The sequence below is a fragment of the Magnetococcales bacterium genome, from assembly GCA_015232395.1.
Taxonomy (GTDB): domain Bacteria; phylum Pseudomonadota; class Magnetococcia; order Magnetococcales; family JADFZT01; genus JADFZT01.
Genome location: JADFZT010000012.1, coordinates 61,785 through 74,803, shown reverse-complemented (window position 1 = coordinate 74,803; position 13,019 = coordinate 61,785). Strand labels below are relative to the sequence as shown.

The 13,019-nt window shown below is 53.7% G+C and carries 8 protein-coding genes; 2 read left to right on the top strand and 6 right to left on the bottom strand.

The genetic code is table 11. The features are described 5' to 3' along the window. Window positions 1–113 precede the first annotated feature (113 nt). From HQL52_05680 to HQL52_05665, 4 genes are all read right to left on the bottom strand, one after another. The gene (locus HQL52_05680; protein MBF0368934.1) at window positions 114–509 is read right to left on the bottom strand and encodes a hypothetical protein; all 396 of its coding nucleotides are present in this window, start codon (window positions 507–509) and stop codon (window positions 114–116) included. A 263-nt stretch (window positions 510–772) separates the two neighbouring features. Next, the gene (locus tag HQL52_05675) at window positions 773–1,450 is read right to left on the bottom strand and encodes a class I SAM-dependent methyltransferase (GenBank protein MBF0368933.1); all 678 of its coding nucleotides are present in this window, start codon (window positions 1,448–1,450) and stop codon (window positions 773–775) included. 207 nt (window positions 1,451–1,657) lie between these two features. Continuing rightward, window positions 1,658–2,494: a methyltransferase domain-containing protein gene (locus HQL52_05670; protein ID MBF0368932.1), complete on the bottom strand. Its 837-nt coding sequence runs from the start codon at window positions 2,492–2,494 to the stop codon at window positions 1,658–1,660. A gap of 70 nt (window positions 2,495–2,564) precedes the next feature. Further along, window positions 2,565–3,410, bottom strand: a complete 846-nt coding sequence (locus tag HQL52_05665) for a sulfotransferase domain-containing protein (GenBank protein ID MBF0368931.1) — start codon at window positions 3,408–3,410, stop codon at window positions 2,565–2,567. Between the two features lie 573 nt (window positions 3,411–3,983). Here HQL52_05665 and HQL52_05660 point away from each other — a divergent pair. After that, a complete protein-coding gene (locus tag HQL52_05660; GenBank protein ID MBF0368930.1) occupies window positions 3,984–8,981 on the top strand; it encodes an S-layer homology domain-containing protein in 4,998 nt (1,665 codons plus the stop codon). A gap of 65 nt (window positions 8,982–9,046) precedes the next feature. Next, window positions 9,047–9,337, top strand: coding sequence for a hypothetical protein (locus HQL52_05655; protein ID MBF0368929.1), 291 nt, complete (start codon window positions 9,047–9,049; stop codon window positions 9,335–9,337). Here HQL52_05655 and HQL52_05650 read toward each other — a convergent pair. Next, entirely contained in the window at window positions 9,302–12,229 is a 2,928-nt protein-coding gene (locus HQL52_05650) for a transporter substrate-binding domain-containing protein (protein MBF0368928.1), read from the bottom strand. The genes HQL52_05655 and HQL52_05650 overlap by 36 nt on opposite strands. Before the next feature lie 554 nt (window positions 12,230–12,783). After that, entirely contained in the window at window positions 12,784–12,993 is a 210-nt protein-coding gene (locus HQL52_05645) for a YheU family protein (GenBank protein MBF0368927.1), read from the bottom strand. Window positions 12,994–13,019: the final 26 nt, after the last annotated feature.

Below are 13,019 nucleotides of genomic sequence, written 5' to 3'. Positions count from 1 at the left end.
GCTTCCGAAGCCCTGCAATTGCTGTTTGAAGGTCAGCGGCCCTCCTTCATGCAGTCTAACGAAGCTGAATAGTTACGTGGAACCTTCTGAAATGGGAAGCTCTTCCCGACAGGTTATTTGCTCCGCCCACCAAATTTTTCCGCCGTACGCAGGGCACCCAGACCCAGGAGTGAGGTCACCAGCATGGTCATGCTGTCGGTGGGCATCCGGGGTCCGGGCTCACCAGTATGCCACTGGATGACGGGGTTGATCACAAAGACAAACAGAAGCCCCAAGGCGCAGACCCAGCCGATGGCGGGACGCCAACCGGCAACAAAAATCGAACGATGTTGGGCCTCCAGTTTATTGACTTCGATCTGGGCTTCGTGGGGGCGTTGGGCGAGGCGTGCCAGGGCTTCCTGTTTGGAGAGCCGTTCATCGTCAGAGGTGAAAAGCTTGTCGAGCACATTTCCTACCGCTTCGATGGGTTGTGCGGCGCCACTGCCCAAGATTTTCCCTAAAATATCCATCCCAACCATCCTTCCCAATAAAAGCAACAAGCCCGACTCGGATGCTGCTGAAGAGGAGGCTTGTTCCAAACCTGTTTCAAGCAGAGACTCCGAGACCATGAGTAAACCCAAGGATAGGGTGGATTTTCGGAAAGAGAAAAGATGAAGCACTTCCTCAGTGGCCATCCAGATCCCTTCCCAAAGAGGTGGTCCTGGTCGAAAAGGGGATAGCGATGAATGGGGGGCGCTGTCTGAAAGTGGCCTGCCCGATCAATCCAGGCTGTTCAGCCGGTGTTTTGAAACAGCTTGATGTAGGTGGTGGCGATGATTTCGGGGGTGGTGGCGGTGGGCGTGAAGGCCAGGGTTTCGACCTCCTGGAAGGCTTCCCGCAGCAAGCCCAGCACATCCACGGAATCGTTCAGCCATCCGGGCTGCTGCTCGCTGTCCAGGGCGGGGATACAGCGGTCTTTGTTGTTGACCACGAAAAAAAGGCCGTTTTTTTTCAAGACACTTTTGATCAAGGCGATGTCGGCTTGAGGGGTTGAGCAGTGTTGCAGCACCCAGATGGAAACGGCAAAATCCACCCGAAAGCCTCTCTCGACCAGGAGGCTGAGTTTTGTCGGTGAGGTGGCGGAAAAATTTTTGGAGGCGACATATTGAGGGGCAAAACGTCGCATGGATTGGCTGATATCAACCCCCAGACAGGAGCAGCCATGTTTTTCGATCAGCTCTTTGGAAATGCGTCCGATACCACAGCCGTAGTCCAGCACCCGTACAGAGGGGAGCGGGGGGAGGGAGCGGCCAATCAGCTCTGCCAAAAAAGGGGTCTCTTTTTCCCAGCGTTCCTGGGTGGAAGCCTCCTTTTCCGCCGTCAGAATGATCTCTTTGGCGCTCTTCATGTCCGGCGTTTCAAACACATCCGGATAATAGCTCAGGTCAATCGGTTTTTCCGGATGATCCATGCTTCCCTCCCAGCCCCCTCGTTGCCACTCAGCCTGTTTCACAGATCAACTCTAATTTTCGACTTAAATCGCCCTCGTGTCCACGACTGTCATACCTGAATCAGGGGATAGGGGGATGTCGGCAGAGAGAAGGTGATTTCAACCAATGAATTCCTTGGAAGCTGACCTGATTCTCTGGGGTTTGGTCGGTGATGGGGTGGTGGGGATTCAACCGGCAGGTTTTCGCAATAACAGAATTACCCCGGCTGCAGTATCCATGCTGAGTGTGGCGCGGCTGACGGGTTTTTTGGAATAGCTGAGAAATTGACGGGCAAAATGGTGCGAAGCCCAGCTGTAGAGAAGCTTGCCTGGATATTTGCGGACGGGTGGGAAGAGAAGTTTTTCGCCGAAGGGAAAGTCATACTCTCCAAAATAGACCCTGCCAGCCTCTTCGAGTCCCGAGGGGGCGATGATCCGCTGGTGCAATTGATCCAGATCGTAGTGGCGTTGGTAAAAAACCTGGCCGCTGCGGTGATCCCCATACACCTCTCCAGCCTTGTAAAAATCCCGGGGGAAACCTTCGTTGATCAGTGTGGTAAGGAGATAAATGCCGCCATCCTGGAGGAGTGAGGCGGTATATTTCATCACTTCCAGGTCGAAGGGAGCTTCGATATGTTCGATCACCGAAATGGAGGTGATGATGTCATAGGGTGTTTTGGGCGTATGTTTCAGGACATTTTGCTTGACCACCTGGAAACGTTTGTCGGGCAGGTGGTGGCCCAGTCGGGTCATATAATCATTTTGATTCGATACCCAGGCATGTTTGTCCACCACGGTGATGGACCATCGGCTGTTGTCATACAGAAAGGTGGGTAAAATGGAGTCGCCGGTACCGACATCCAGATAGTGTAGGGGTTCATCAAAGCGGGGGTGCAGGTGATCGAGGATCAGAGGCAGTTCAGCTGCGCGTTCATAGCGCATGCTTTTGAGAATTCGGATCAGACCCAGTTTATTGTTATGGCAAGCCAGCGCCCGCAGGGTTGTTGGGTTGATCCTTTCTTGCATCGTTGGCATGCTTTCGCAATATGTGACCGACTGAATCCATTTCCATGGGGCCTGCTTCATCTAAACCTGGTCAGGTCCAGTAGAGGGCTCCTTCGTTGAACATATTGGCCAATTCCTGATTATCCTCTCTGAACTCTTCTTCCAGTTCGTTGAAAAAATTAGAGTCAACCTCTTCTTTTGGTGCTTTGTTGAGGGAGAGGAGTAACATTTTGATGCGGTAAGCAACCTGGGAACGATACAAGGCTTCCGGGATGAGTAGTCTACCCGTTTTTCGCAACCCCATTGAGAGGTTATGCATATGACGGTTTTTTGGAGTCCAGCCAGCATTGGCTTTGGCCAGTACAAAGTCATCTTGGAAGGGTGATGACATGCCAAGAAAATCAAGAGCTTGGTTGAGCACCTTTGCGGGGTTTTCGATCAGCTCTTCTAAAATGACCAAATGAATGTTTTCCCTGGAAAAGCGTCTTAAATATCGTTTCATGTGAATTTGATATCGGGAACAATTTATCAACACTTCATGTTTGGATATGGCCTGTCTGAATGTCAGATCCACATCAATGTTTCCGCCTCTTTTTAAGGATTGGTAGGCAGAAAAGGAGCGTTTGACGGGATTGCGCAAGATGGCAATGAGCTTCACATCCGGGGAAAATTCTGAAATCAACCGTGGAGATTCGGGGTCGGTAAAGTAGATGGGGGAAAATTCTCCGGTGATCTGGCCCGGCTGGCACTCCTGGAATTGGGTGTCATACCAGGCGGGGCCTTTCTTGAAAAAATCACATCGATGGGTAAAAAAATTGATTTCCTTATGGTCCTGGCAGAGGGGGGAAAGGATGTCTGGGTGAGAGAATAGACTTTTAGCCAGGGTCGTGGAGCCGGACATAGGTGCACCGACGCCGATAAATTGAATGTTTTTCATGTCTTTCCTTAAGACGTGAAGCTTGTGGCCGGTGGTGTAGGGGGCGTTTCCATTTGGCCGGTATGGAGGTGCCGTCAAGTGTGTGGCGCCCCCTTGGAGGGCCGTTGGTGATGGGCTTGGGTCAGAGGGTGGATTGTAAATCACCAATGGGGCCATCAGTCGAAACCACTTCTCCATCCTAACATATGATATGGGAGAAATGGAATCCCTTCTTCTTTGTCTGAGCGGAAACTCCTGTCACGGTTTGAATTTTTCCAAGGAGAAATGGGCTCTACCTCAACGGGGCTGGGGGGTACAGTGAACCACTCACCCAATAGGCCATCCGGGAATGCGACAAAGGGAATTTTTGTCCGAGCTTGACCATCAACCGGGCGGAGATGGCGGTATGGCTGGTGAAGGCGTTTGGACTGGAGTAACGATTGCAAACCATTCGATATCAGATGGTTAACAGGCTGTAAAAACAGGCAATAATGAGAGCTTAACAGGAAAAATCAGCTCTTTTGTGTGGCGCAAAGGGAGAGGCTTGAACTATGATTGGATAAATCCGATTCTTGCAACATGGCTGGTCAATTTATGAAAAACCATCATCTATTGTTATTTATCTGCCTTTTTCTTTTACTGCCCATCTCCGCCCGGGCGGCAACGCCCATGGTGGCTGCCAACGAAAACAACACCATGGCCCTGAAAGCCGATGGTACGGTCTGGTTGTGGGGGAAAAACGAATTTGGGCAGCTGGGGGATGGCACCACTCTGGAAAGCCACTCTCCGGTTCAGGTGGTGGGCTTGACCGATGTCGAAATGGTCGCCGCCGGTTTTTATCATATGCTGGCCCTCCTCGCCGATGGCACCGTGAAGGCGTGGGGTTACAATGGCTACGGCCAGCTGGGGGATGGCACCACCACCGACAGCCAAACCCCCGTCACAGTCGATATCTCCGATGTAACCGCCATTGCCGCAGGTCAGGAGCACTCCGTAGCCCTGAAATCCGATGGGACAGTTTGGAGTTGGGGGCGCAACTATTTCGGTCAATTGGGGGATGGTTCAACCGAAACCAGCATCCTTCCGATTCAAGTACCCAATCTCAACTGGGTCTCCAAAATTGCCGCTGGCTCCCACCATACCGTCGCCTTGAAATCCAACGGTACCCTGCGTGCCTGGGGATGGAATCGCTATGGTCAGCTGGGGGATGGCACTCTGGTCAACGCCTCCTCACCGGTAGAGCTTTCCGGGGTGGAAGATCAGGTCACCATTACCGCCGGGCACTATCATACGCTCTCTATCAATTCCAGCGGCGAAGTGCTGGCCTGGGGGAGTAACAGCACGGGCCAGTTGGGTCTGGGTGAAACCATCACGTTCTCCAATACACCCCAAACGGTCACTGGCCTCACCGGGGCCGTTGGTGTTTCAGCCGGGGGAGGCCATTCAGCTGCCTGGATGTCGGATGGCTCCATCAAGAACTGGGGAGAGAATACCAAAGGTCAGCTGGGAAACGATTCAACGGCTGACAGCTCCATACCGGTGGCGGTGGATTTGAGCGATGTGTTGGCTGTCAGCACGGGGGATAATCACTCCGTCGCTCTTTTGACTGATGGCTCGGTGTGGGCCTGGGGGCACAACCTCTACGGTCAACTGGGCAACGGTAGCCAATCCAATCAATCCCTACCCGTGCAGGTGGTGACCCAAGAGAGCGAGCCATTTATCATCGGGCTTGATGCCGATGGCGCTTGCAGCGGTGCCCTCCTGGTGGTTGAGGATATTCCGGCGTCGGGGGATCTCACCTGTGAAGGGTGGGATGATGACGGCTTGACCTTCCATGTCGACCTCCAGGGCACCCTGGGAGAGGTGGTGATGACGGCTGAAACCGGGGCTTTTGAGTATACCCCTGTGGCCGATGCCAACGGCTCCGACAGCTTTACCTTCCATGTTTCCGATGGGATATTGGATTCAGACACCGCCACGATCACCGTTACCATCGTAGCGGTAGACGACCCCCCAACCATCAGTGGCACCCCTGTGGTGGAGACAGCCCCCGGAGAGGTTTATATCTTTACCCCGACAGCTTCGGATGTGGATGGCGATGAACTGCTTTTTGCCATCGATAATCTTCCCGGCTGGGCCACATTCGATACCGCCACCGGCACCCTTTCAGGCACCCCCCAAGAAGCCGATATCGGCACCACGGATTCCATTCTCATTTCGGTCACTGCAGGGGGAGAGTCTGCCTCTCTGGCGGCTTTTGACTTGGCGGTTTTGGACCTCGACACCCCGGTGGTCAACACCCTGACGGGTGGGGCTTATAACACCTCCCAAACCATCACCCTGGCGTGCAGCGACGACGATCCTGGCTGTGTGGTCTATTACACCCTGGATGGCTCCGACCCGGTTACATCCGCCAGCCGCCAAATCCATGATGCCCAGAGCCCTCTCATTCTGGATACAGAGGGTAGCACTACCCTGAATTATGTCGCCATGGATGGTTTTGGCCTCTATGGAGAGGTAGCCACAGCCACTTTTACCATCGACTTCACCCCGCCCCAATTGACCATCACCCAGCCCGAAGAGGGGGAGATCATCAATGTATTGCGCTGGCTCGATGGGGTGGCCAGTGATTCGGCGAGCGGTATCAGTGAGGTGCGGCTGCTCTTTTGGGATGGATTCTACTTTGCGTCGGGGGATATGGGCATTGAGCGCTGGAGCGACAGCGAGCCGGATCCCTGGCCCCTGGCGGAAGATATCAGCGACAGCAGTGAGGCGGCTTGGTCCTCCTGGTACTACAATCTGACCACCACCCTACAGAACGGCTCCGATTATCAGGTGACGGTGCAGGCTCTGGATGGGGCAGGCAATGTGGCCACAGCAGGCCCCATCTCTTTTACGATCCATAATGGCGACGCCTATCCCACGGAGGTTTCCATCGCCCTTTCCAGCAATGCCATCCTTCCGGATGGGGAGGTGAGTGGCACCGGGGTTTTGACCCGGGTGGGTTCCAGTGATTCGGACCTCTCTGACCATATTCTGTCCGTGACGGTGCGTGATCCCGATGGCTTGGTGGTGGAGAGCCATTCCGTCACCACCTATGACACTTACGGCCATTTCATTATTCCGGAACTTTCCGGATTCGGGGAAGAGGGCTACTACACCATCGAGGCCGATTTTGAGGGCAATGCGATGCTCTTGGAGAGTGCCGGTTCGGCCACCGTCTATGTGGGGCCTTCGGCTGGATATGCCATCATCGTTGAAGGCAAGATCGAAAACGAAGAGGGGCTTGAATCCCACAATCTGACCACCAACCGGATCTATGACCATCTCCTTGATCGGGGTTTCAACAGCGATGATATCCAATATTTCAACTATGACACCAGCCAGGAGGGCGTGACCGATCTGCCCTCGGAGGCCGCGATTGAAGAGGCCATCACCAGCTGGGCCTTGGGCAAGATGATCGATATTCCCGCCCCTCTCTATCTGGTGATGGTGGATCACGGCTCGGTGAATGCCTTTCACCTGGATAGCGAAGAGCTGACGCCCACTGAGCTGGATGGCTGGTTGGATACCCTGGAAGCGGCTTTGACCCGTGCTAACCCGGAAGCCCTGGAGATGAAGCGGGTGGTGATTATCGGTGCTTGTTATTCGGGGAGTTTTATCGCTGAACTTTCCGAGCCTGGACGGGTGGTGATTACCAGTGCGGCGGCGGATGAGGTTTCCTACAAGGGGGCGCTGGTTCAGCCAGACCCGGATACCGATCCCGAAGGCACGCCGGTTCGGGTGGGGGAATTTTTTCTGGAAGAGTTTTTTGGGGCGTTGAGTCAGGGGGGCACCTTGAACGAGGCGTTCCGCGAGGCTACCGACACCACTGAAATCTACACCCGGGGAGAGCCCTCAACCAACAGCACATCGAGTCCAATGGACGATGGGGCGAGGCAGCACCCCCAGCTGGATGACAATGGTGATGGCATCAGCACCAATAATCTGGACGATGCCGATACCGACGACGGGGCGGTGGCAGCAGCTCTCTATCTGGGGGGGGAAGGCTCCCACCTGGCCAACTCCGCTGAGGTTCCTGCTGATATCGACGGGGTGACCGATACCCTCTATCTCTCTTCCAGCGAATCCTCCGGAGATCTTTGGCTGAGAGCCAACGATGATGCCCAGGTGGCTTGGGGCTGGGTGGAAATCCGCAAGCCCGGCAAGGAGCTCGAAGCCAGTGACGGCACCCAAACCGGGCAGGTGGATCCGGATCTGCCCTGGGAATTCATGACCCTGGGGGATGACGGCAGCTGGCAGCTGAGTTATGACGGTTTTGATGAACCGGGACGCTACGAAATTTACTATTATGTGCAGGATCGGGAGACCCTGGACACCTCTCCCATGCAGCGTTCCGTGGTCTATAAAAACCGGTCGGAAAACAGCCCGCCATCAAGTTTTAACCTGGTCTCCCCGGAGCTGCCGCCGGAAACAGTCCTGACGGTGGGGGCTTTTGAGTGGGAAATGGCCACCGATCCGGATGGGGACGGGGTCACTTATAATCTGATCATCGCTACGGATTATTATTTCACCAATGAGGTCTATCGGCAGGAGGAAATTGTCAATACCTCCACCTTTGTTGGAACCTCGGCAGGCCTGGAAGATGTGACGCTCTACTTCTGGAAAGTGGAGGCGGTGGATGCTTATGGCGCGGTCACCACTGGACCCAGGTGGACCTTGCGAACCGACAATACCAATGCCCTTTTAGGCACGCTGACGGGCTACATCTATGATGAGGAGAGTCTGGAGGGGGTAGTTGGGGCGGCGGTGACGGCGGTGGGGGAGGATTCCAGCAGTGTGACTGCGGAAAGTTCGGAGCCTTATGGTGGGTTTGTGCTCTCCCAAGTGCCTGGGGAGCTTTCGGTAACGGTGGTGGCTGAGGGGTATGAGGATCAAACCTTGACCGTCACTCTGCCTGAGCTGGAAGCGCTGTTATCCAACATTGCCCTTGCCCAAGAGGGATCCACCGACCAGGAGGCCACGTTCGCTGATGTGGCCACGGATCGCTGGGGATGGTCCTTTATCGAAACGCTGGCTGAAAATAGCATTACCTTGGGGTGTGACTCGGAAAATTATTGCCCGGACAACGAGCTGCAACGCTCGGAGATGGCTATCTTCCTGCTACGAGGTATCGAGGGGGCGAGTTATATCCCTGAAACAGGTAGCGGTACGGTGTTTGATGATGTGGTTTCAGGTTATTGGGCGGGGAATTATATCGAGGAATTTGCTGATCGGGGGATTACCAGCGGTTGCGATGCTTCGAATTATTGCCCCAGCCGCAACATCAACCGGGCGGAGATGGCGATCTTTTTGGTACGTTCCATCTACGGTATGGATTACGCTCCCCCCGCTGCCACGGGGACGGTTTATGGGGATATCTCCTCCAGCTACTGGGCAGCAGCTTACATTGAGCAACTCGCTGAAGATGGCATTCTTGATGATACCCTGGACACCATCCGGGCGTGCGACGAAGGCAATTTTTGTCCCAGCCTCACCATCAACCGGGCGGAGATGGCGGTGTTTTTGGTAAAGGCGTTCGGATTGGAGTGAAGAGCAGAGAGGGGTACTCCTCCCTAATATGATTTCGAGACAATAAAAACTATTGGAGAATTTTCGTGAAAAAAACAGCCCGTTTTTTAGTTGTGATCGGATTGTTTTTTGGACTTTTAGCAGGAACGGCCCACGCTGACCTGAATGATGGATTGGTGGCCTATTATCCCTTCAATGGGGATGCGACCGATGAAAGTGGGAACGGGTATGATGGGACGGTTAGTGGCGCATCTTTGACCACAGATCGTTTGGGCGTTGCGGACAGTGCATATTCATTTGATGGTAGGTTCCACAAGCCTCACCCGGAAAACAGCTCTTCTCTATTCAACCACCATAAATCGTTCGAGGGTGTGTAACAGGCGCTCCTTGCGAATCGGTTTGGTCAGGTGCATATCACAACCCGCCGCCATGATCTCTTCGGACTCCTCGGCCATGGCATGGGCGGTCAGAGCCACAATAGGGGTACGACTGGAGCGGTTTTCAGCCTCCCAACTTCTGATCTTGCGGGTGGCGTCGTGACCATCCATCACCGGCATCTGGATATCCATCAGTACCAGGTCATATCGGTCACGGGTAAACTTGATCACCGCTTCCGCGCCATTTTCAGCCATCTCCAACCGGCAGGGACTGTTCCTGAGAAAAGCCTGAACCAGCAGTCGATTATCCTCGGCATCGTCCACCAACAAAATATTCAAGACCCGCTTGCCGTTAACGAGGTGACCTTTTTGGGCACTGATATGGTCTAAAGCGTCTGTGATGTTTTTCTGGGGAACGGCCTCGTCTGCCACCGCCTCCAGGGGAACCGTAAAGGTAAAAACAGTGCCTCGATCCAGCTCACTCGTCAGGGAAATATGTCCCCCCATCAGACCTGCCAGACGTCGACAAATGGTGAGTCCCAAACCCGTACCGCCATGTTTGCGGGTGGTGGAGGCGTCAGCCTGGGTGAAGGGTTGAAAGATCGATTCCTGCACCTCCATGGGGACTCCCGGACCGGTATCCTCAACAGAGAAAGTAATCTCCTCCCCCTCCCCTTTCGTCACCCGCAGATCCACTCGTCCATCCTGGGTAAACTTCACGGCATTGCCCATCAGATTGAGCAGTACCTGGCGCAAGCGGGTAGGATCCCCTCGCACCCAACGGGGCACGCCTCTCTCCAGGTGATAGGCCAGTTCGATCTCCTTGCCCAGTGCCGTGAAGGTCAAGAGCCCGACCGTCTCATCCACCAACCGCTCAAGATCCATCACCCCCTGCTCCAAAATCAGCTGTCCCGCTTCAATCTTGGAAAGATCCAAAATATCGTTAATGAGGGTCAGCAAGGTCTCTCCGGCCCGATTCGAGGTATTGACACACCACTCCTGGGAAACGGAAAGTTTGGTTTCCTTCATCAACTCTCCCATGCCTAAAATGGCGTTCAGAGGGGTACGGATTTCGTGGGACATGGCCGCCAAAAAGACGGACTTGGCCCGATTGGCCGATTCGGCTTCTTCTTTGGCCAGCCGTAACGCCTCTTCCATCTGTTTGCGCTCGGTGATATCCCGAAAAATCACCACCCCACCGACAATCTTCTCTTTTTCAAACATGGGGGTGCTGACATATTCCACCGGAAAACTGGAGCCATCCTTACGCCAAAAAACCTCATCGTCCACAAACTGGGCGATACCATCCATGAATGACGTATAGATAGAGCAACTCTCCCGATGATAAGGGGAGCCATCGCTGTGGGAGTGATGGCTGATATCGTGCTGAAAGCAACCAATCAGCTCCTCCCGTTTCCAGCCCAGCATCCGAGCTGCTGCGGGATTTATGAAGGTGGTATAACCTTCCCGATCCAGACCATAAATCCCCTCACCGGCGGCATTGAGGATCAATTCGTTCTGGCGACTCAGTCGGGCGATGGCCTCTTCATTCTTTTTGCGTTCCGCTATGTCCCGAACAATCGCTACAAATCTGGGCTCCCCTGAACGAGGAGAAACAAATTGCAGGACAATTTCCACAGGAATGTCATGGCCGTTTTTATGGCGGTGAATGGTTTCAAATATATGGGAGCGGCCAGGCTCTGCCACAAGAGGCCTCACCATGGATCTGAAGAGCCCTTCACCAAACTTGGGCTTGATATCGACAGGGGTCATGGCAAGCAATTCATCCCGGGAATAGCCCACCTGCTCCACAGCACCGTTGTTGACATAAATAAAGCGAAAATCATCGGCCCGAAACATGAAAACGCAATCCATGGTGCGATCCAGGGTATCTCGAAAACGGGCCAGATCCATCTGGGCCTTGCGGCGCTCCTCCAGTTCCTCTTCCAACTCCAGAGTACGCAAAGCCACCTGTTTGCGCAGTTCTCTGTTCCAAAAAAGGATGATCAGTAAAACCACCCCCCCCACACCCGCCATCAAAGACCACCAAAAACGGGAAGTGGGCCTCCAGGCCGGAGTCTCCACAAAAATCCACTGCTTTTGAATCTCCCGGTGGGTCTCTTCGGAGATCGACAACAGGGCCTTTTCCAACAACCCCTGGAGGATGGGCCAATCCTTCCGGGAGGCAAACCCCAGATGGTAGGTAAAACCCGCCTCCCCAGCGGAGCGGAGATTGGTAATATTCAATTTTTCCAGCCAGTAGCCTGCGGTCGCCCGATTGAGCAAAACCGCATCCACCGTCCCAACGGAAACGCTGGTCAGGGCCTCTTTTACCCCGGCTACCCAGTAAAGTTGAATTTCGGGATGGTCCCGCTGAAGGGTTTCGTTGATGGCCCACCCCTTGATGACCGCCAGGCGCTTGCCAGCCAAGCTCTCCAGAGTCAACGCCTCCCGGCTCTCCCGGCGGGTCAAGATGATGTTCGGAAAAGCCGCATAATGGGAGGTAAAGCGAAGGTAGGCCTCCCGCTCCAAAGTCCGGGTAGCAACCGTAACGAGGTCTGCCTGGCCCTCTTGAAGCTGCTTGAGAGAGTGGGACCAGGAGTCGGTGGCAACGGTCTCGACCTGGAAGCCCAACCGTTCGGCAACCAGGTTCAGATAGCGGGGAGCGATCCCATCGATGCGACCTTCCCCATCGCGATATTCAAAGGGGGCGTAATCAGGATCCGGGGCGTGACGAATAATCGGGTGTTGGGCCAACCAAGCCTGCTCCTGGTCAGTCAGGTCAAGCGCAAGGTCAGGCTCGACTTCGTGGGCCTGGACGGGCACAGCCCAGAAGAAAAGAATGGACAGCAACACAATCCACCGAGGTAGCATCCATGAGAGGTGTTGCATGGTATCTCTTCCTTATACCCAAAAAATAACAACCCCCTTCCATCACTTCAGGCCCAAATAGCCTCACAAGGGATTCTTTGCTCCATATCCCCCCCCACCCCATCGAAGCTTCAGGCGTATTGAGCCTCCATAGCGACTAAACCAACAAAAAAAACAGGCCAGCCTGCGTCGCTTGGGATGTCAGATTGATCCTTAGAAGTAAATCAGGAAGATGTAACAATTGGATGTCGGAAAGAGAATTTTCTTGTAACGAAACAGGAAGGATTATTTGATTCCACGGGCCAAATATACAGAACAACAAGGAAACAAACTTTCTATAAGGATATCAAACCACCTAACCCAGCCTTCACAACAGACTTTCTGGCAGGGATTTTGAAAGATAAATGACTGTCTTTGACATAAAAAATGCCAACCGATGAACTTTTTTGACTAAAATCAGCTGAAAAACATCTTTTATGGACGCAAGGCAGAAAAAATATCCTTTTTATCAATACCTGCCCAAACCATTACCGATTCTTTTTTCCCACCCCAGGAAATAAAAGGCAACAACAATTCTATTTACACTGTGGCAAAAGGTTACAACTTTGTGTCCGCTCATCGTAACGAATCACCACCTCCCCTCGATCAATCTGCACCAATATTTGCGCAATCTTGGTCTCCAAGGAAACTTCAGACATCCCATAATCGGTCCCCTCCCGGTTGATAAACTCTTCAATAATTCCCTGCAACACCTCCGGGCTCAAACGATCCGGCGGAATATCCATCATCACCTCACTCACATCCAAAAAGG

Coding starts and splice junctions, on each gene's coding strand:
- HQL52_05680 (MBF0368934.1), bottom strand. CDS start 509: ATGGATATTTTAGGGAAAATCTTGGGCAGTGGCGCCGCACAACCCATC.
- HQL52_05675 (MBF0368933.1), bottom strand. CDS start 1,450: ATGGATCATCCGGAAAAACCGATTGACCTGAGCTATTATCCGGATGTG.
- HQL52_05670 (MBF0368932.1), bottom strand. CDS start 2,494: ATGCAAGAAAGGATCAACCCAACAACCCTGCGGGCGCTGGCTTGCCAT.
- HQL52_05665 (MBF0368931.1), bottom strand. CDS start 3,410: ATGAAAAACATTCAATTTATCGGCGTCGGTGCACCTATGTCCGGCTCC.
- HQL52_05660 (MBF0368930.1), top strand. CDS start 3,984: ATGAAAAACCATCATCTATTGTTATTTATCTGCCTTTTTCTTTTACTG.
- HQL52_05650 (MBF0368928.1), bottom strand. CDS start 12,229: ATGCAACACCTCTCATGGATGCTACCTCGGTGGATTGTGTTGCTGTCC.
- HQL52_05645 (MBF0368927.1), bottom strand. CDS start 12,993: ATGGATATTCCGCCGGATCGTTTGAGCCCGGAGGTGTTGCAGGGAATT.